This is a genomic window from Pedobacter westerhofensis, assembly GCF_900182595.1.
GTDB lineage: Bacteria > Bacteroidota > Bacteroidia > Sphingobacteriales > Sphingobacteriaceae > Pedobacter > Pedobacter westerhofensis.
The window spans coordinates 170,701-192,198 of sequence record NZ_FXTN01000012.1; the positions used below are offsets into that span (position 1 = coordinate 170,701).

Genomic DNA, 21,498 nt, shown 5'->3' on the forward strand with positions numbered 1-21,498 from the left:
TACATACGTGAGGTTAGCTAAGGTTAGAAGATGCGAATAAATATTGAATTATGCAAAAAAGAATAGTTATCATAGGCGGGGGATTTGCTGGTATCAACCTGGCCCTTGAACTTGGAAAAAATAAATATTATCAGGTTACGCTTGTAGACAAAAACAATTATAACTTCTTTCCGCCGCTGATTTACCAGGTAGCAACAGCCTATCTTGAACCATCAAGTATCAGTTATCCGATCAGAAAGCTTTTCAGAAGTAAAGACAACCTGCATTTCAGGCTGGGCGAACTGTTAAAAGTTGTACCTGAAGCAAAACAGATTGTCCTGAACAATGGCACGGTAGATTATGATATGCTTGTTTTTGCCACAGGGGCAGAAACCAATTACTTTGGGATGGAAAATGTACGCAAGCATGCCATACCGATGAAAACGCTGAGCGATGCCATACAGATGCGCAACAGGATACTCACTCATTTTGAAGAAGCAACGATTACCCAGGATAAGGACGAAGCCAGAAAAATGCTGACGATTGTGATCGCCGGGGGCGGGCCAACGGGAGTGGAGATCTCAGGAATGTTTGCCGAAATGCGCTACAGGATCATGAGAAAAGATTATCCTGAATTGAAAAACACCGGGGCCAACATTTATCTGGTTGATGGCGGAGCTGCCCTGCTAAAGCCGATGAGCGTGAAGTCTCAGAAGCACACCCTCGAAGAGCTTACCGAATTAGGTGTAAAAGTTATTCTCAACAGCCATGTAAGTGATTATGTGAATGATGAAGTTATCTTTTCTGATGGTACAAAGATCCAGACAAAAAACCTGATCTGGGCTGCTGGTGTAAGTGCCATGCAGTTTGAAGGAATACCCATTACCAGTTATGGCAGAGGCAAAAGGCTGATGGTGAACCCTTATCATCAGATAGAAGGGCTAACAGATATTTACGCTATTGGCGATACCTGTATCCAGTCAGGTGATGACGCGTATCCGGAGGGGCACCCCCAGGTGGCACAGGTGGCTATCCAGCAGGGAAAAAACCTGGCTGCAAACTTTAAGCGCCTGGCAGAAAATAAAGAGCTGCATGCGTTTACCTATAGCGACAGAGGCAGTATGGCCATCATCGGCAGGAATCAGGCCGTAGTGGATCTGCCTAAACCAAAGATTCACCTGAAGGGCTTTATTGCCTGGTGTGCCTGGTTGTTTATCCACCTGCTGTCACTGATCTCCTACAGAAACAGGATCAATACGTTTTATCACTGGACAGTGGCTTATTTTTCAAGAGACCAGAGCCTGCGCATGATTATCAGGCCAGTTAACCTCCCGAGCGTTGACGCCGAGCCTTTGGAAGAATCGAACCTGTCTCCACAAAATTTAAATAAATTATAGATAGTTTTGTGGCCTAATTAAAAACTATGATCAGCCATAAAGAACTTTTTCTGCTCAACAATGCCCAGACATCTACCAGTCCGAATATGCTGGAGATAGAACGCGCCGAAGGCCTGTACTTGTTTGACAAAAGCGGAAAAAGTTATATGGACCTGGTGTCCGGCTTTGCCGTGAGCAATATCGGGCACAGGCATCCCAGGGTACTGGATGCGATCAGGGAACAGCTGGATAAATATCTTCACCTTACCGTTTACGGAGAGTTTGTGCAGTCGCCCATGGTACTTTTTGCACAGAAACTGCTCTCAGTACTGCCTGAGCAGCTCAATAACGTATATTTTACAAATTCAGGCGCCGAAGCAACAGAGGGCGCCCTCAAACTTGCAAAGCGCTATACCGGCAGATCGGGTATCATCTCCTGCCATCATGCTTATCACGGCAGTACCCATGGTGCGCTCAGCGTGATGGGCAATGAAGATTTCAAACAAAAATACCGTCCGCTTCTTCCTGACGTTAGCTTTATAACTTTCGGCAGGTTGGAAGACCTGGAGCTGATTAATGCCAGTACCGCCTGTGTGATTATGGAAACTGTACAGGGCGAAGCAGGAATCAGGGTAGCTTCTGCTGATTACATGCAGAAACTGAGGGCCAAATGTACGCAGACAGGTACTTTACTGATCCTTGATGAGATCCAGGCAGCTTTTGGCCGTACGGGTAAATTATTCGCATTTGAACATTACAATATTGTACCTGATGTATTGCTGCTGGCCAAAGCTTTAGGCGGTGGCATGCCCATTGGCGCATTTATAGCCAACAGGGACGTGATGGGGGTTTTAAAAGAAAATCCGATCCTCGGACATATCACTACATTTGGCGGCCACCCTGTTTCAAGTGTTGCCGGGCTGGCCAGTTTGAACTTAATCCTGGAAGAAAACCTGGTGAAAGACGTCACTGCCAAAGGGGAACTCTTCAGATCATTGCTTGTGCACCCGCTGATCAAGGAAGTCCGCGGCATAGGACTGATGATGTGCATACAGCTAGATGCCTTTGAACAGGTCGAAAAGGTGAGTAAGCTTTGTGCTGCTGAAGGGGTAATTATCGACTGGTTCCTCCACTGTGAAACAGCATTGCGGATAGCTCCGCCGCTGATCATTACTGAACAGGAAATCAGTACCGCCTGCGCCGTTATCCTCCGGGCACTCGATTCCTTATAGTCATTAGTCCCTACGATGCCAGCTGAAAGTACACTTTATCAATCAGGTCGCCAATATTAAATGGTTTAGGGAGAAAGTCATTCGGGCCAAAATCCTGGTGTTGTGCATTTTCTGCTCCCTGCTCACCTGAGATCAGGATGATTGGAATATGTTTCAAATCGCTGTTTTCTTTGATAGACCTGCAAATTTCCCTGCCGTCAAAGCCATCAAGCAATACATCCATCAAAATTAGGTCTGGCTTTTCCCGGCTGATCACGCTGATGGCATCAAGTCCGCTTGAAAAAGTCATAAGGTCCCAGTCTACAAAATCCAGTACCGACTCCAACGCTGTTAAAATTTCCTGATCATCATCAAAAATCACTATTTTCTTATTCATTGTACTTTGCTTATTTTTTTGATTTTGATAACTAATACTATGCCAATACGGTGATCAACAAGCCCTTTTCGCGTATTTTGTGACTTTTGGTGATATTACAGGGGCCGCTTTTTTGCGCGGACGGTACAGATGTACTATATTTATCATTTACCTTATAAACCTGATGCAGGAGATACGCTGGATACTTTTACTCGAAATCATATATACGCTTGCCATTATCGCTACCTGCCTGCGTATTATTTACGATACCCGCTCTACCACCAAAACCCTGGCTTACCTGATGCTCACAATCTTTCTGCCGGTAGTGGGAATCATCATCTACTTCTGTATCGGTACCAATTACCGCAAACGTAAACTGTACAGTAAAAAGATCATCAAGGATGAACAGATGCAGCTTAGGGTACGTGAACAGATCTACCTGGAATCAAAAAAAATATGGGATACCGTTCCGGAGGAAATACTTAAATACCAGAAGCTTGCACAACTGCTGCTCAACGATGGCATGAGTTACCTTACCGGCAATAACAAGGTGGATATCCTGCTGAACGGGGAGCAGAAATTCCCTGAGGTGCTCCGTGCACTAAAGGAAGCAAAGCACCACATCCATATTGAGTATTATATTTTTGAGGATGACCACATTGGAAATGCGATCAAGGATATCCTGATTGAAAAGGCAAAGGCGGGAGTAAGCGTAAGGTTGATATATGATGATTTCGGCAGCCGGAGCATCAGGAAAAATGTGATTCCGGAGTTAAAGGAAGCAGGAGTGGAGGCTTATCCCTTTTACAGGGTATTGTTTATTGCACTGGCCAACCGGCTCAACTACAGGAATCACCGCAAGATCATTGTAATTGATGGATGTATCGGTTTTACCGGAGGTATTAATGTAAGTGACAGGTACATCAATAATGGCTACAATACAGATCAGGTATTCTGGCGGGATACACACGTAAAAATCACGGGTACCGGCGCGTTCTACCTGCAATATCTGTTTATTTGCGACTGGAACTTCTGTGCAGATCAACCACTGACGCCTCAAACCAGCTTTTTCCATGAACTCAAGGAAAATGCAGGTGATGCAGTAGTACAGATCTCGGCAAGCGGGCCGGATTCAGATAATCCTACGATTTTATTTTCCCTGATCCAGGCAATTGGTATGGCCGAAGAGGAGATATTGATTACTACTCCTTACTTTATCCCTGGTGAAAGCCTGCTGGATGCGATGGTAGTTGCGGCATTGAGCGGAGTGAAAGTGGTCCTGCTGGTACCAGATAAATCTGATTCAACAATGGTGGCTGCTGCAGCACGCTCTTATTATGGAGAACTGCTGAACGCAGGGGTAGAAATCTATCAATATGAAAAAGGATTCATACATGCAAAAACTATGGTATCCGACCAGCAGCTCTCTGTGATCGGTACAGCTAACATGGACAACCGAAGCTTCGAACTCAACTTTGAAGTAAATGCAGTGATCTATGATACTGATACCGCAGAAGAAATGACGCGCATTTTTCATCAGGACCTGAAGGATTCGCGGAAAATTGATCCGGTGGAATGGGAAAAACGCCCGTTGTACAAACAGCTGCCCGAAAAATTAGCTAGGTTGTTATCTCCTATGCTTTAAAGAAATTTTTCAAAAGAGATTTTTAAGGAAGCTTGTTCTGCTCGCCGGGATCTGAACTTCAGCTTACGCAATACGCTGGAATTAGGTTTTATTTCCTGTCAAAAGCTTGTTTGATCCATAAGTACAACACCACAATAATCAGGACAGTAAACACAGCACTGAGAATGCCCGCAGCAAGGCCCAGCGCCAGGTGCAGCAGTGGAAAGACGATATACTTGATCGCATAGAAGACAAGAATCAGCAGCACTGCTAATATAAGAATGCCGCTGAGTTTTAATTCGTTCATTATTTAAAGGGGTATTTACTTGTCAGATATTGTTCAACTTCATCAGCCGAATTTGTTCCCGAATTCTTTACCGCCATCTGCAGCAGTTCAGGAGTTACACCAAACTTTTTAGCCCAATATTCTACATCGTAATATTCCTGCAGGTTAATCCATTTCCTGTCGGTCATTCTCATTTCATCTCTCTCGTAATAGGTGTGTCTGAGCATAGTCAATAAATGTTAAATGGTTTTATTAATTTATGATAACAATACTTATGCCTAAATGTAGCGGATAGTTTATCGTTTTACTATTCCTAATATATTATTTTTTTGTTAAAATAAAAAACCGAAATGTGCTTTGAGACAATATTGACTTAACATTGTGTTAATACAGGAAATCGTCCTTTGCAACAGGCAGAACTGATCAATTTTCTGCCATCATTTACAATGACATCGGTTTACCAAAACATTTACGGCAAATTTATCCTCGCGGTTTTATTGCTGATCAGCCCCTTATCGGGGTTCTGTGCATCCGGGGATCCGGCGGCTGTACTGCGGCATACGCTTGAACTGAGTAAAAGTTATCCTGATTCTGCTTTTCTGATTCTTAAGCGCCTGCATCATGATGCCCTGCTCGGGAATGATAAACGTACCATCGGCATTTGCCTCAAACAGATGGGAGAAATATGCTATACACAGGGTCATTACTCACAGGCCCTGGAATACCATCAACAGGCCAACCGCATTTTTAGCCAGCTGAATGACAAAAGCCTGCTTGCCGATAACTACAATGACCTGGGGATTATCTATTACCAGAACATGGACAGGCAAGCTTCCCGCAAACAGTATGACCAGGCCATGCGCCTGTATCAGGTACTGAACAATAAGGTTGGCTTGGGCGAAACCTATGGAAATATCGGCCACTTATATGAAAAACAGCAGCGTTATGACAGTGCTTTTTATTACCAGCGCAAGGCTTTGGCAGCGTATAGCAATGCTGACCATAAGGGCGGAATGGGCAAGATCTATGAGAACCTGGGCAGTATTTTCGAAGATCTGGAACGCTATGATTCTGCAAGGGTATATTTTGACAAGTCGCTCGTTCTGTATAAAGCGGTCAACAATCAGGTGTCCAGCATAGAGGTAATCAATAATATCGGTGATATCCTCAGGAAAACCGGAGATTACCGCGCCGGGCTGGTATACTCAAGAAAAGCCCTCCAGATGTCTGTCAACACCAAAAATGAATACCAGCAGGCTTCTGCCTACAGGGATATTGCCAAATCAATGAACCTGCTGGGCAAGAACGACAGCGCCTATCACTATATGGAGCTCAGCAGGAAATACCTGTTAAACATCTATTCAGACCAGAATAACAGGCAGATGTCTTTCCTTCAGATCATTTACGATACGGATAAGAAAAATGATGAGATCGCACGTTTGGAAAACGGGCATAAGGTAAATATGATCATTAGTATAGCGGTTGTAGTGGTGATTGGATTACTGGTGGTAATGGGATTGCTCACCATCTCCAGGCAGCGGCTTAAACTGAGGGAAAATGTGGCTATCGTGGAAAAAAATGAACAGCTTAACCGTGCACAGCAGGAACAGCTTGAACTGAAAAGCAGGGAACTGACCACCCATACCTTACAGGTCATTCAGCATAACCAGTTTCTGGAAAGCATGCGCAGCAAACTGGATGACATGATCAGTGACGATAAGCGCGACCAGAAAAAGCAACTTCAGCAGCTGGTGAAACAGATCAACCAGAACATCAATCATGACCAGCAATGGAAAGAATTTACGATGGTTTTTGAACAGCTGCACCAGTCATTTTTTGATAACCTTAAATCTTACTGCGAAGACCTGACGGTGAATGATATCCGTTTGATTGCATTGCTGAAGATGAATATGAGCTCTAAGGATATGGCCGCCATCTTTGGCATCTCGCAGGATAGCCTCAGGGTTGCACGGTACAGGCTCAGAAAGAAATTAAACATCGCAGAAGGGGACAACCTGACATCCTTTATTCAGACAATCTAGCAAGTTCTGAGGGCTTAACAATTTGTTAATGTTACGCTAACTGAATGATAATCGCGAATATGTTCTCCGTAAAAATCTGTATTTCAAATAGATGGATAAATATTGTATACGCTGTACGCGCTTTGTATACAGTTGCTGTAACGGTGTTTACGTTTTGTACACGCCAAAAAATTGACTGCAAAAATCTGGTGACGCACATTTGCAGCAGCGTATTAAAAAACAATCTGCGCCAAAAAAATAATTAAAAAATGAAGCCAATTCTAAAAACTATTTTTTGCCTGTTCTTAAGTGTTACTGTTGCAAAAGCAAGTAATATCAAAGGGCATGTGTATGATCAGAAAACAGGTGAGCCGATGATCGGCGCGTCGGTGAGACTGGAAAATACTGACAGAGCAATACTGACTGGTCTTGACGGATCATTCGAGTTCAAGAAAGTTAATGCCGGTCCTGCAACACTGAGAGTCTCTTACATCAGCTACAAAACTTTTTCGAAACAGATCGCCATCCTGAAGGAAGATAATCCTTCGATCAATGTTTATCTGGTAGAACAGGGCGGCAGTGACCTGAACGAGATTTCTATTTCTGCAAAGCATGATGGTGCAACAGAAAATACAGCCAGAAGGCTTGAACAGAAGTCGATGACCGTTATGAACGTGGTATCCGGCCGTGCGATGGAAATATCTCCGGATCTTACCGTTGCCAACGCGATACAACGTGTTTCTGGTGTTTCAGTAGAAAGAAGTAACAACGGGGACGGACAATATGCGATCCTGAGGGGTATGGACAAACGTTACAATTATACATTGGTTAACGGCATAAAAATCCCGAGTCCTGACAATAAGTTCAGGTATGTACCTCTCGATATCTTCCCGGTAGAATTGCTGGAAAGACTGGAGATCTACAAATCGCTTACGCCAAATATGGAGGGCGATGCCGTGGGCGGCGTCGTAAATATGGTAATGAAGGATGCACCTGCCAAGCTGCAGATCAATGCCAACCTGGCTTCAGGTTACAGCCAGATGTTCTTCGACCGTAAGTTCCTTGGTTTTGATGCCGGCTCGGTAAATTATAAATCCCCGTACGAGCTCAACGGCCGAAGCTATAATGCCAAGACCTCAGATTTTTCTACAGGAGTGGTAGACTACAAAGCTAAACAGCCTGCACCAAATCTGGTAGGCGGACTATCAATCGGCCAGCGCTTTTTAAACAACAAGCTGGGTGTGCTGATCGCTGGCAGTTACCAGAATACCTACAGGGGCACAAACAGTACATTCTTTAATACCTCTGTTGTGGATGACGATAAGATTTCAAGGATCACGTCAATGGATTACAGACAATACAGTGAGCAGCAGAAACGTTACGGTTTGCACGGCAAGGTAGATTACACCCTCAATGAAAATAATAAGCTCTCATGGGTAAACTCTTATGTGAACCTGACCAACATCCAGACACGTGATGTACTGACAACCAACTTCTCCAATGCAGACTATAACGCAGCGGCAGGTAATGCGCAGATCACTTATAATACCCGTTCAAGATTAACCGAACAGCAGATCTATAACAGTACGCTGCATGGTGAGCACAAGATGATCCCGGGTAAGCTGAAAGTTGACTGGTCGGCCGTTTATTCATCTGCAAAGAATGACGTTCCGGATGAAACTTCGGTTACGCTGAACGGTTTACGTACCAATTTCAACGAAACAAGAACTACCGCCTCGTCTATGACCCACAGGTGGTCCCGCAATACCGATGAAGATAAAGCTGGTTACCTTAACCTTACCTACACTGCTGAAATCGCCGGTACAAAGGTTGATTTTACAGGTGGTGGTTTATACAGGGATAAACAAAGAAGCAGTTTCTATAACAACTATACCTTTAAACCATCTGTCCCGGCATCATTGTATGGCGTAGTTTTTAACAACTATTATGATATCGCCTGGGATGTTCAGAACCCACAGGGAGCTATTGCAAATTCACTGACCTACAATGCCTCTGAAAAGACAACAGCCGGTTACGGTATGTTCAACTTCAAGGTAAACAAACTGGAAGTAATCGGTGGTGCCCGCGTAGAGCATACCAACCAGGGATACGAGCTGCTGTTTCCGGCAGGAGAGGCCAACCCTGTTGGAAGCCAGGTGTATACAGACCTGCTGCCAAGTTTAAACTTAAAATATGGTTTAACCGACAAGCAGAACCTGAGGGCAAGTTATTTCCGCTCGCTTAACCGCCCTGGATTTTACGAGGTTGTACCTTCCAAAGTAGTGACTGAAGAGTATCAGGAACGCGGAAACCCGGATCTGAAACGTGCCATTGCTGATAACTTTGATTTGCGTTATGAGCTCTTCCCTAACAGCTCTGATCAGTTGCTGGTAGGCGCCTTCTTCAAAAACATCAAGGATCCTATCGAGTATACCATTCAGGCCGATGCCACCAGGGGACAGGATCAGTATTATTCTCCGGGCAACTTCGGAAATGCAAAAAACTACGGTTTAGAGCTTGATTACATCAAATTCTTTAACAAATTCGGTTTCAAGGCCAACTACACCTATACGCACTCTAAAATTACGACTGATAAAACACAGCGGATCAGAAATGCAGTTTCGGGTGATGTGGAAACGATCATCGTACAGCAGTCGAGGCCATTATACGGCCAGGCCGCACATATCGGAAACTTATCATTGTTATATAAAGATACCAAACATGGCTGGGACGCACAGCTCGCAGGATCTTATACAGGTGAAAGGATCAACACCGTCTCGCAGTTTGTGGACAACGACATCTGGCAAAAAGGATTTATCCAGATGGACGCTTCGGTGGAGAAAAAGTTCAAAAATAACCTGAGCATCTTTATTAAAGCAGGAAACTTGCTGAATACGCCAACGGAGTTATTCATCAAGGGTACCAATACAGAAAATACCGGACTGCCTAAGCAGGACCTGAACAGCAACGAAACACTGATCAGAAAAGATTTTTACGAACAGACCTATTTATTAGGTGTACGCTACAAACTATAATATAAGCAAATATAAACGCTATGAAGATTAAAGCATTATTACTATCTGTGGCCCTTGGTGCGGCAGTATTCGCAGGTTGCGAAAAGGCAAATGTTGATGTAGACACATCACCGGTACCAACCAACACCAGCGGTGTTTCCGGTGAAGTTTCCGGCATCTGGACAAAAGGAAGTGTAATCCGTGTAACGGGCGATATCATTATCCCGGTAAATAAATCGCTGACGATAGAAGAAGGTGTGCTGGTGATTATGGATACACTGGCGAGACCGGAGATCATCGTAAACGGGAACCTTTATTCAATGGGCACAGCAGCAAGCCCGGTGAAGATTACCATCGAAGAGAACTACAGAAATACAGCCCACACTTTTGGAAAAATGTGGGGCGGGATCCTGGCTTCAAAAACATGTACAGAACTTTTGCTGGACAATACGATTGTAGAATATGGCGGTGCCACTACCACAGAAGCTTCGACCTCGGTAAAACTGGGTTTGTATAAGGCTGTCAGCGGTGAAAATACACCGGCAATCTGGTTCTCCAATGTAAACGGTAAACTGGTAGTTGCAAACAGCACATTCAGGCATTTTCAGGATGACTGTACTTATATTGAAGGCGGTAAAATTATTTTTACCGGCAATAAGTTTTACAATACCGGGCTCGTAGGTGGCGAAGGTATCAATATTAAATCGGGATGTCTGGCAGATTTGTCTTACAACCTCTTTTACTCTAACAATACCAATGCTTTCAAATTGTCAAACACTGGCGACCGTACGCCACAGGCACACGTGGTGGTGTATAACAATACAATGCTGAACACAGGATGGAGAAGGCCAACTGCAAAAGGTGGTTCGGTATGGCTGGAAGCAACGGTTTACGCTGAGCTGTATAACAACCTGTTTGCCAATACCCGTTTCGGTATCAAGAAAGACACCAAAGCACCACAGGATGCAAGGTCAAAATTCAGCAACAACCTGTACTACGGTTATGCACAGGCTACCGTAACTCAGTTCCAGCCGGCAACAGATATCGTTGGAGGCACTAATGATGTGATCAGCACCGTTGTTGGCGCCAATGATCCTCAATTTGTAAATTATCCTTTGAGCACCTCAACGGCAAACTATACATTTGATGATAACTGGGATTTCCATTTATCAACAGGATCTGCCGCCCTGGGGAAAGGAATCAAAACTTTTACACGTAATTTCCCTGATGGAATAACCATCAACAATATAGTTTACGCATCACCGGAGCCAGCTTCGTATATCGGCGCTTTTGGTACTAACTAGTTTATCTTTTTTAAGCATGTCTGTGCAACTTTTTGTACAGACATGCTTTTGTATTTCAATCTATATCATGTTAAAGCATAAATCAATACTTTACCTGGCTGTTCCATTGCTTTTATCCTCCTGCAGCCAGCATATTTCTCCTGCAGCTCCGGGAGCAGTAACCGAAAATACCGTAGCCGTCAAACCTGTGTATATCACGGAAAAGGTAGGCTTCGACTCAGATGATCCTGCGATCTGGCTGAACCCGAAAGATGCTTCCAAAAGCCTGGTCATCGGCACAGACAAATCTGCAACAGGTGCATTGTACGTTTTTGACCTGAAAGGCAAAATCCAGCAAAACCTGGTGGTAAAGGGGCTGAAAAGACCAAATAACGTGGATATCGCCTATGGCCTTAAGCTCAATGGCCATTCAACAGACATCGCAGTTGCCACAGAACGCTTCACACATAAACTCCGCATCTATTCTTTACCAGACATGAAAGCGGTAGATGGCGGCGGCATTCCTGTATTTGAAGGGGAAACGGGAGCAGAATACCGTGACCTTATGGGCATATCCATTTACACCGCTAAATCCGGTAAAATGTATGCTATTGTTGGCCGTAAAACCGGCCCTACAGCTGGATCTTATCTTTGGCAGTACCTGCTGTCTGACAATGGTGCCGGGCAGGTGAAAGCTACGCTGGTGCGCAAATTTGGTGTTTACAGCGGCAAAAAAGAGATCGAATCTATCGCGGTGGATAATGAGCTGGGATATATCTATTATTCTGATGAACAGTTTGGAGTTCGCCAGTATTATGCTGACCCGGAAAAAGGAAATCAGCAGCTTGCGCAGTTTGGTACTACCGGATTTACAGAAGATCACGAGGGAATCTCAATTTACAAAACTTCTTCGCGTAAAGGTTATATCTTAGTGTCTGACCAGGGAGCCAACCGCTTTCAGGTCTTCAGCCGCGAGGGAAGCGCGAAAGATCCCTTTCATCACCAGCTGCTGAAGATCGTGAAGGTAACTGCCGGTCACAGTGATGGGTCTGACGTGGTCAATGTACCTTTGAACGATACTTTTAAACACGGTTTGTTTGTGGTAATGAGTGATGACAGGACTTTCCATTATTACCGATGGGAAGATATTGCAGGATCAGAACTAACAGTAAAATAGTAAACAATGATAAAGAAATCTCTTCTACTATGTTTTTCGGCCCTGCTGTTTTGTACGCAGGTGTCCCTAGCACAGGATAAAAAAGAACCGGGCGCCGCTACTGAACCGGTAAGACTGATCCGTGGCCCTTATTTGCAGGTAGCCAGCAGCACAGGCATACAGATCCGCTGGAGGACCGACGTTTCTTCACGCAGCAGGGTACGTTATGGGACTGCCCCTGGGAAACTTGACCAGGCTGCCGAAGATATCAAACTGCTTACTGAGCACAAGGTCAGCCTGAGCGGTTTAAAACCTTATACCAAATACTATTACAGTATTGGTGGTTTAAGAGATACACTGCAGGGCGATGAAAACAATTCTTTTACCACACTTCCTGAACCCGGAAAACCAGGGCATTACCGCATTGCTGCTTTGGGCGATTGTGGCGACAACTCCATTAATCAGCGTCATGTAAAAGAGCAGCTGCTGAAATACCTGGGGCCGAATGAACTGAACGCATGGATTCTTCTCGGAGACAATGCCTACCAGGATGGCACAGATTCGGAATTCCAGAGCAAGTTCTTCAATATCTACAAGAATGACCTGTTAAAGAAGTACCCGATGTTCCCGGCACCGGGAAACCATGATTACCACGATACCGACCTGAGCGCCAAACATGCACAGGAAACGCACGAGACTGCATATTATCAGAATTTCTCTATGCCAACCAACGGAGAATCAGGCGGTGTGGCTTCTCATACACAGGCATTTTATTCTTTTGATATTGGTAACATTCATTTTCTTTCACTGGATTCTTATGGTAAGGAAGAAAATGCGTACCGTTTATATGATACGATAGGCCCCCAGGTACAATGGATCAAAAAAGACCTGGCAGCAAATAAAAATAAGGGTTGGGTAATTGCTTTCTGGCATCATCCGCCATATACGATGGGCTCCCACAATTCAGACCAGGAGGAAGAACTGGTAAAAATCAGGGAAAACTTTATTCAGATCATTGAACGTGCAGGGGTTGATGTGGTGCTTAACGGCCACAGCCACGGGTATGAGCGCAGCAGGCTGATGATGGGGCATTACGGTATGGAAAAAACCTTTGATCCCAAAAAACATAACCTGAGCACTTCATCCGGAAAGAATGATGGCAGCAAAGATTCTGCACCCTATAAAAAGACGGCAAAAAAAGATAAGGGGACAGTATATGTGCTGAGCGGATCTGCAGGGAAACTGGGTGGCAAGCAGGCTTCCTACCCGCATGATGCGATGTATTTCTCGGATGCAGACCATGGTGGTTCCTGCGTACTGGATATTCAGGATAATAAGCTTGAACTAAAGTGGATCTGTGCCGACGGGGTAGTGCGCGACCAGTTCACAATGATAAAGGAGCTGGACAAAAATGCTGCGAAATCCAACTAAACTATTTATTGTTGCCAGCCTCTGGCTAACCTGCCTTGGGATTGTGCTGGGCTTAAAAACAGACACGCGCAATATCGGCGTAGCCAATGCCCTCAGCGCATTCAAAGAAAATAATGCTGCCTTTGGCAGTTCTTCTGTAGCTTTAAAAACAGCTGTATCTTTATTGTCAGGTAAAGATACCGCTGCTGTGTTAAAGGCCAGGCTTGACTTGAAGCAGAGCCGGATGGATTATAAAAGAATTGAGTTTTTTATGGACTATTTCTTTGAAAGTTCGTCACTGATCTATAACCGGCCTGCAAAGGTAGAAGTGGATGAGCCTTATATGGAATACCAGGAACCTTCCGGCTTTCAGGTGATGGAGGCGATGCTGTTTGATGATGATCCCTTTTCGCACAAAAAGGCCTTGATGGAACAGGCAGAACTGTTGGCCTCATCTGCCGCCGATCTGGATGCCTTGCTTTACGGTTTTGAAGGTACAGACAAAGAGCTGCTGGAGAGCATACGGCTGGAGCTGGTCAAAGTGATCACATTGAGTATTACCGGATACGATGCGCCCGAACTGAAGAGCGGGATCGAAGAATCTTATCAGTCTGTATTTGCTATCCGGCAGGTGCTGCAGCCATATCTGGCATATGGACAATCAGATTTATCCTCACAACTATCCGAAAACCTTGGAAAAACGCTTGATTACCTCAAGGCCCATCCTGATTTTGACAGTTTCAACCGGATGGAGTTTCTGAGCACATATGCCTTACCGCTGCAGGAACAGCTGGGCAAGTTCATTACAGCACTCTCATTATCCTTCAATCAGAAAAGCAGTTTAAATTACGGGGCAAAGCATATTTTCAGTAAAGAGGCCATACCTGCCGAAGCTTTTACAGCGATGGGAACATCTAAGCCTCTGAAAGCTGCACTGGGAAAAAAACTCTTTTTTGAGAATGCCTTATCAGGAAACCTGAAAAGGAACTGCTCCAGCTGCCACCGGCCTGATCAATACTTTTGTGATGGATTAAAAACCAGCCTTGCTTTTGATGCCAAAACTTTTGTACAGCGCAATGCACCAACACTGCTCTATGCGGGATTTCAATATGCCCAGTTCTGGGATGGAAGAGTGAAGACCCTTACAGAACAGATTAAGGCCGTGATCGCCAATCCGTTGGAAATGAACGGAAACCATGCTGTAGTGCTTGCCGGGCTGAATAAGAGCAATATATACAAAGCTGAGTTTCTTAAAGCTTTTCCTGCATCAGGGGCTGATCCTGTCAGTATGAAGAATCTTTCAGATGCACTGGCAGCCTATCTTATGGAACTCGCACCCATGAACTCATCCTTTGACCGCTATATTGCCGGTGATAAAAAAGCGATGAACGCCAGTGAGGTAGAAGGCTTTAACCTGTTTATGGGAAAAGCCCAGTGCGGAAGCTGCCACTTTGCACCATTATTTAACGGACTGATCCCTCCATTGTATAAACGCACGGAGTATGAAATTTTGGGAACACCTGCAAATGATGATTTTGAGCATCCTAAAAAGGACACAGATTCCGGCAGGTTTGGATTTTTTCCGATTGAGTATTATCAGGAGGCATTTAAAACGCCAACTGTTCGCAATGCGGCCATGACAGCACCCTATATGCACAACGGTGTGTTTAAGGATCTCAATAAAGTTGTAGAATTTTACAATCAGGGCGGTGGTGCAGGCCTTCACCTCAACCAGCCGCAGCAAACGCTCTCCGCAAAGCCGCTGCATTTATCAGATGATGAGGTCAAAAAGATTGTGGCTTTTATCGAGTCACTAACCGATAAAATTTAAAATAATTCAAGCTGATCAGGGTCGGTAACTTTAGCTGAAGGAGGGAGGTTGCCAAAATTACTGAGCGAGAGTCCGAGCAGCCGGACCTTACTGTTCTCCAGGTCGGCACGGGTCAGCAGTTCCTTTGCGGCAGCCATAATAGAAAGATAATCTCCGATAGGGGTAACGAAGGACTGGTTTCTGGTGATCTGGGTAAAATCGTGAAATTTGACCTTGAGCGTCAGGGTTTTACCTTTCATCTGGTTTTTTTCCAGCCTTGCGGTCACCTTTTCTGCAATCTGCTCCAATTCTGTGATCATCTCTTCCTGTGTGGAGAGGTCTTCTTCAAAAGTATCTTCGGCACCCAGTGATTTTGTTTCACGGTGCGGTTGCACAGGCCTTTCGTCTATGCCGCGCACAATTTTATAATAGAATTTTCCCGTCTTGCCAAAGCGCATCACCAGGTCCTGCTCAGAAAGCTGCTTCAGATCTGCCCCGGTATGCAGCCCCATTTTCTTCATCCTGTCGGCCGTTACCTTTCCCACGCCAAAGAACTTCTCTACCGGGAGCTTCTCCATAAAGCGTTCAATTTTGGAAGGGCCGATGAAGGTGAGCCCATTGGGCTTGTTCATGTCAGAAGCAATCTTGGCAATAAATTTATTGCTGGAGACCCCGGCTGAAGCGGAGAGGTTGAGCTCGTCCCTGATCGCATCCTTGATCTGTTTGGCAATCTCCAGGGCAGAGCCGATATTGAGCTTATCTTCGGTTACATCCAGGTAAGCCTCATCCAGCGACAGCGGCTCAATCAGATCCGTGTACCGGTTAAATATCTCACGGATATACACGGATACACTTTTGTACGCATCAAACCGCGGGCGCACAAAGATGGCCTGGGGGCATAACTGAATGGCCCTTCTGGCAGACATGGCAGAATGTATCCCAAATTTTCTGGCTTCATAACTTGCGGTGGCTACAACCCCGCGGCCATCAGGAGAACCACCCACAACAATGGGTTTGCCCTTGTACTGAGGGAAATCGCGCTGCTCCACGGCAGCATAAAATGCATCCATATCGATATGAATGATCTTGCGCTGAAGAGGGGCCGGGATTTCTGGTGTTGTCATATCGGTAGCTGTCTGCAAATCTCCTCATTAAACCCCGTTTTTTTATCAAATTCTATACCTATATTTGAACTTTATCCTAAAAATGCCAGAAAAACAAATTTTTCAAACTTCAGGGAAAAGCCGCTGGATTACCTTTCAGTGGGTAACAAGATTATTGGTCTTCACCTTTATTGTGGCTACGGCCTGTGTGGCTTACACGCTGATCTCCAATCATTATCCGGCCCTGCCGATCATCAGTTCTGCCTCTACACTGAGTAAAAAGCAGATAGAACAGATCAAGAAGTCGACGCCCTATAAAGAATTTAAGATATCAAAGAAGAAACTGGAAAAGATCAGGCACGATCAGCAGGTGCACCGCTTAAAGCACCCCAACAATAAAGCAAGGATCAATGCCGGTTTCTATGTCAACTGGGACCCTCAGTCGCTGGTAGATCTGCAGGACCATATCAAACAGCTGGATATGGTGGTAACGGAATCTTTTTTTATTAAGAATGGTGCAGATACGCTGATCGATCAGGTAGACGATGACGCCATGAAACTGATCAGGAAAAATAAAAAAACTGCCATTGCGATGGTTTCCAATTTCAGCGGCGATACGTTTGACGGTAATGCCATCCATAAACTGCTGCAGGACCAGTCGCTGCAGAACAGGTTTATCGATAACCTGATCAAATCTTTAAAAAGCTATGGTTTTAATGGTGTAAACATAGATTTCGAAGAAATAAAAGAAACATCTGATGCGCCTCTCGCAGCTTTCCAGAAAAATCTCTATGAAAAACTTCATGCACAGAAATTGATCGTTTCCCAGGATATATCTCCTGATAATGACGATTATAACCTGAGCATGCTCGAAAAATATAATGATTATATTTTTGTGATGGCCTACGACCAGCACAGTGAGAACAGCAATGCAGGCGATGTTTCGCACCAGCAATGGGTAGAAGAGCAGCTGGACAAGATCTGCGCAAAAATATCATCCGATAAGGTTATTCTTGCCCTTGCCTGTTACGGTTACGACTGGCCGGACGGCGATGTAGGCAAAACGATTACCTATCAGCAGTCCATCGCCACGGCAAACAGGTACAATGGTAAAGTAAAATATAACCCCATCTCTGCCAACCTGAATTATTCCTACACTGACGAATCATCCGTGGATCACCAGGTGTTCTTCACGGATGCGGCTACGAACTTTAACCTGATCAGGAAGGCCGACGACTGGGGGGTAGCGGGAGTGGCGCTCTGGAGAATGGGTGCAGAAGACCCAAGGGTATGGACATTCATCTCCAAAGACCTGAGCCTTGATTCTGTGAAAAAGACAGGGGTAGACCTTAAAAGACTTACCCATATCGGGTTAAACGACAGAATTGACTATTCCGGTGACGGAGAAATCCTGGATTTGGTATCTACGCCAAAAGCAGGAGAAATTGATGTAAAACTGGACACCAGCAATTACGAAATTGCAGACCAGAAATATGTGGTATTGCCAACAAAATACAGTATCCGCAGATACGGACATGCAGAAAAAAAGATTGTGCTCACCTTCGATGACGGGCCCGATCCGGTATATACGCCTCAGATTCTGGATATCCTGCAGGAAGAAAAAGTGCCGGGAAGTTTCTTTGTTGTCGGCATTATGGCCGAGCAAAATATGGGCTTGCTGCTCAGGGAATACAACCTTGGGCACGAAATCGGTAACCATACCTTTTTCCACCCGGATATGTCCAAGATGGGGGTTGAGCGTGTCAATTTTGAACTCAATGCCACCAGGAAGATTATTGAATCTGTAACCGGTCACAGTACCATTTTGTTCAGGCCTCCGTACAACGCCGATGCAGAACCTACAACTTCTGCTGAGATCCTGCCGGTAATGCAGAGCAGGAAAGAAAATTACATCAACATCGGTGAATCAATTGACCCCGAAGACTGGCAGCCCGGAATCACGGCAGACGAGATCTTTAATGCCGTGGTAAAGCAGCAGAACCTGGGCAATATCCTGTTGCTTCATGATGCGGGAGGGAACCGTCAGGCTACGGTGGAGGCCCTGCCAAGGATTATTAAGTATTTTAAAAGCAAAGGATATGAGTTTGCTACCGTTGGTCAGCTGATCGGAAAAAAACGGGATCAACTGATGCCCCCGGTACAACTCAGCAGCAGTGATTTTATCAGTTCCGGGGATGATCTGTTCCTCAGGACATTTTCATATGGTACACTGGCGCTGAACTTTATTTTTATCATCGCCATCATACTTGCGATGCTCAGAAGCATTTTTATCGCCATTCTTGCGATCAGGCATAAAAGCCTGGCCAAAGATGAAGAGGAACTCCTGCTGAAAAATCCGGAAATGAAAGTGAGCATTATCATTCCGGCATATAATGAAGAAGTAACCGTGGTGCAAACTCTCAGGAGCCTGCTGAAAACCACATACAAAAATGTAGAATTCATCTTTGTAGATGACGGTTCCAAAGACCGTACCGTTGAACTGGTGAAAGAGAACTTTGGCCATCTGGAGAACATTAAGATCTTTGCCAAGCCCAACGGCGGCAAAGCTTCAGCCTTAAACTTTGGTATAGGGCATTCAACGGCAGATTTTGTGATCTGTATTGATGCGGATACGCAACTGAAGACCGATGCCATTACAGAACTGATGCGTTACTTCTATGAAGAGGAAACCGCTGCTGTGGCCGGCACGGTAAAAGTGGGCAACAAAACCAATCTGATCACTAACTGGCAATCTATCGAATACATTACGGCGCAGAATATGGACAGGCGTGCATTTGATCTGCTCAATACCATTACTGTAGTACCGGGGGCAATCGGTGCATTCAGGAAAAAAGTAATCCTCGAAGTAGGAGGTTTTACCACAGACACCCTTGCCGAAGATTGTGACCTCACCATGCGCATTCTGCGGGCAGGTTATGCGGTGAGAAACTGCGACCGTGCCATTGCTTATACAGAAGCACCGGAATCTGTAAATATGCTGCTAAAACAACGTTTCAGATGGAGTTTTGGGGTGATGCAGAGTTTCTGGAAAAACAGGAAAACATTGTTCAACAAAAAATACGGGTACTTTGGAATGGTAGGGATGCCCAACATCCTGATCTACCAGATTATCCTTCCGCTGTTCTCGCCGCTGGCAGATTTCTTTATGGTATTGTCAATGATCACCGGGCTGTTCTCGCTCTCTTCAGCCCATTCACTGAACATGGCAGGGATCAGTAGCCTCCTGAGCCTGCACAATGGATTTGGCCAGGTTTTCTTTTATTATTGTATCTTTATTCTTGTGGATCTCCTGTTTGCAGGCATCGCATTCAGAATGGAGAAAGAATCTTTCAGGAAGCTGATCTATATCATCCCGCAACGTTTTTACTGGAGGCAACTGATGTACCTGGTGCTGTTCAGGTCTATCCGTAAAGCCCTTAAAGGTGAGCTGGAAGGATGGGGAGCGCTCAAGCGTACCGGTAATGTAAAGGAACAGGAAGTATAAATACACAATAACTCATCATATTATAATAAGAACGAATATCACAATGACCAATACAAAACAGACATACCCGGATTTTAAAGAATTTTATACAAAAGCCGTAGAACCCTTAAAAGCGGAAAATGTATCATACATACGCCTTGACGGCAAACTGAAAGGCGATACAAGAGTGATTTTTACCTATTTCATGTACCAGGACAAAAAATGGAAAGTAAATGCTGACACCCATATCGACCGTCTGAAACTTGCTTTTGCGGAGTTTGAGAAAGGAAATGATCCCTTTGTGATTAAAACGGTAAGAGACAATGCCGCAGAATACCTGGCGATAAAAGGACAGCCGGTTAGAAACGCTAAATTATATATCTACGCGGTATAGACCTGATCGGTACCTTCCGCTGCGCAGCAGAAGGTACCGGCTTTAAAGACAGCTAATATCTGAATTTGTGGGTGATCACCTCCGGCTGGATAATTACAAAATGGATCAGCGTAAATTCATTTCGTATTTCCGAGCGCACGCGCTCAATACCTTCATTAATTTCCTGCGTATCCAGATCGTCTTTAAAAGCGATGATCAGCATCAGCATCACATCCTCCGGCGATTGATACGTAGAGATAATTTTCATTACTTTTAAAACAGCAGGGTCACTTTCACAGATTTCCATGATTCTCTTTTTTGACTCGTCAGAAATTCCTTCTCCCATCAGCAGGCTTCTGCTTTCCCGGGCCAGGATCATTGAAACACCTACCAGCAGTAATCCGACAAGCATTGAAGCTAAACCATCGAGTTGCGGGATATTGTAATTATGCCCGATGAACATGCAGATCATTACAATGAAAAGGCCCAGTACCGCTGCACCATCTTCAAAAAGCACAAGGAAAGTAGAAGGATCTTTACTTTTCACGATCGCGTTCCACCAGGTCTCACCATCACGGGTTTTGTTAAACTCTTTAGCCGCAATGATCAGCGAAGTACCTTCAAAAACTACAGACAGCGCCAGTACTGCATAATTCCATGTAGGATTCCCCAGTGGCTCAGGTGTGATGATATGAATGATTCCCTGATAGATGGAAATTCCTCCGCCAAGTCCAAAGATCAGTATGGAGACGATAAAAGAATAAAAATACAATTCTCTTCCATAGCCGAAGGGCCTGAGCGCATCCGCAGGCTTTCTGCTTCTCCTGAGCCCAAACAACAATAAAATCTGGTTTACGGTATCAACCAGTGAGTGGATACCTTCTGAAATCATCGCGGCACTGTTGCTGAAAGCACCTGCGGCAAATTTTGTAATCGCAATAAGTAGGTTTGCCGCAAGGGCACTATAAATAGATCTGTTGGATGAGGCCATA

Annotated in this window: 16 protein-coding genes; 11 read left to right on the plus strand and 5 right to left on the minus strand. The window is 44.8% G+C overall.

Annotation, left to right across the window (positions count from 1 at the left end):
• Positions 1–50: 50 nt before the first annotated feature.
• Both FN831_RS22025 and FN831_RS22030 read left to right on the plus strand, forming a co-directional pair.
• Positions 51–1,376, plus strand: a complete 1,326-nt coding sequence (locus tag FN831_RS22025; RefSeq protein ID WP_142530362.1) for an NAD(P)/FAD-dependent oxidoreductase — start codon at positions 51–53, stop codon at positions 1,374–1,376.
• A 26-nt stretch (positions 1,377–1,402) separates the two neighbouring features.
• Complete coding sequence (locus FN831_RS22030; RefSeq protein ID WP_142530363.1) at positions 1,403–2,587, plus strand: aspartate aminotransferase family protein; 1,185 nt, start codon at positions 1,403–1,405, stop codon at positions 2,585–2,587.
• 10 nt (positions 2,588–2,597) lie between these two features.
• On the opposite strand, the gene FN831_RS22035 is transcribed toward FN831_RS22030, so the two are convergent.
• A complete protein-coding gene (locus FN831_RS22035) occupies positions 2,598–2,963 on the minus strand; it encodes a response regulator (RefSeq protein WP_142530364.1) in 366 nt (121 codons plus the stop codon).
• Positions 2,964–3,126: 163 nt separating this feature from the next.
• Here FN831_RS22035 and cls point away from each other — a divergent pair, with 163 nt between their 5' ends.
• A complete protein-coding gene (cls, locus tag FN831_RS22040) occupies positions 3,127–4,587 on the plus strand; it encodes a cardiolipin synthase (protein WP_185960572.1) in 1,461 nt (486 codons plus the stop codon).
• 88 nt (positions 4,588–4,675) lie between these two features.
• Here cls and FN831_RS22045 read toward each other — a convergent pair whose 3' ends face one another.
• Entirely contained in the window at positions 4,676–4,873 is a 198-nt protein-coding gene (locus FN831_RS22045; RefSeq protein WP_142530365.1) for a hypothetical protein, read from the minus strand.
• On the minus strand, positions 4,873–5,079 hold the full coding sequence (locus FN831_RS22050) for a DUF3606 domain-containing protein (protein ID WP_246101681.1): 207 nt from the start codon (positions 5,077–5,079) through the stop codon (positions 4,873–4,875). The genes FN831_RS22045 and FN831_RS22050 overlap by 1 nt, the downstream gene beginning before the upstream one ends.
• Positions 5,080–5,256: 177 nt before the next feature.
• Between FN831_RS22050 and FN831_RS22055 the strand changes: the two genes are divergently transcribed.
• The 6 genes from FN831_RS22055 (at position 5,257) to FN831_RS22080 (ending at position 15,567) form a co-directional block, all read left to right on the plus strand.
• Complete coding sequence (locus FN831_RS22055; RefSeq protein WP_246101682.1) at positions 5,257–6,894, plus strand: tetratricopeptide repeat protein; 1,638 nt, start codon at positions 5,257–5,259, stop codon at positions 6,892–6,894.
• A gap of 248 nt (positions 6,895–7,142) precedes the next feature.
• A complete protein-coding gene (locus tag FN831_RS22060; RefSeq protein ID WP_142530366.1) occupies positions 7,143–9,908 on the plus strand; it encodes a TonB-dependent receptor in 2,766 nt (921 codons plus the stop codon).
• A gap of 20 nt (positions 9,909–9,928) precedes the next feature.
• A complete protein-coding gene (locus tag FN831_RS22065; protein WP_142530367.1) occupies positions 9,929–11,191 on the plus strand; it encodes a right-handed parallel beta-helix repeat-containing protein in 1,263 nt (420 codons plus the stop codon).
• Positions 11,192–11,258: 67 nt separating this feature from the next.
• Positions 11,259–12,347 carry a phytase gene (locus FN831_RS22070; RefSeq protein ID WP_142530368.1) on the plus strand — a complete coding sequence of 363 codons (1,089 nt, stop codon included), beginning with the start codon at positions 11,259–11,261 and terminating at the stop codon, positions 12,345–12,347.
• Between the two features lie 6 nt (positions 12,348–12,353).
• A complete protein-coding gene (locus FN831_RS22075; RefSeq protein ID WP_142530369.1) occupies positions 12,354–13,757 on the plus strand; it encodes a purple acid phosphatase family protein in 1,404 nt (467 codons plus the stop codon).
• Positions 13,738–15,567 carry a cytochrome c peroxidase gene (locus tag FN831_RS22080; RefSeq protein WP_221931383.1) on the plus strand — a complete coding sequence of 610 codons (1,830 nt, stop codon included), beginning with the start codon at positions 13,738–13,740 and terminating at the stop codon, positions 15,565–15,567. The genes FN831_RS22075 and FN831_RS22080 overlap by 20 nt, the downstream gene beginning before the upstream one ends.
• On the opposite strand, the gene dinB is transcribed toward FN831_RS22080, so the two are convergent.
• Positions 15,564–16,670 carry a DNA polymerase IV gene (dinB, locus tag FN831_RS22085; RefSeq protein ID WP_142530370.1) on the minus strand — a complete coding sequence of 369 codons (1,107 nt, stop codon included), beginning with the start codon at positions 16,668–16,670 and terminating at the stop codon, positions 15,564–15,566. The two genes, FN831_RS22080 and dinB, sit on opposite strands and share 4 nt — an antisense overlap.
• Positions 16,671–16,752: 82 nt before the next feature.
• Here dinB and FN831_RS22090 point away from each other — a divergent pair, with 82 nt between their 5' ends.
• Positions 16,753–20,154, plus strand: a complete 3,402-nt coding sequence (locus FN831_RS22090) for a glycosyltransferase (protein WP_142530371.1) — start codon at positions 16,753–16,755, stop codon at positions 20,152–20,154.
• 43 nt (positions 20,155–20,197) lie between these two features.
• Positions 20,198–20,527, plus strand: a complete 330-nt coding sequence (locus FN831_RS22095; RefSeq protein ID WP_142530372.1) for a hypothetical protein — start codon at positions 20,198–20,200, stop codon at positions 20,525–20,527.
• Positions 20,528–20,579: 52 nt separating this feature from the next.
• Here FN831_RS22095 and FN831_RS22100 read toward each other — a convergent pair whose 3' ends face one another.
• Positions 20,580–21,497 carry a cation diffusion facilitator family transporter gene (locus FN831_RS22100; RefSeq protein ID WP_142530373.1) on the minus strand — a complete coding sequence of 306 codons (918 nt, stop codon included), beginning with the start codon at positions 21,495–21,497 and terminating at the stop codon, positions 20,580–20,582.
• Position 21,498 lies beyond the last annotated feature (1 nt).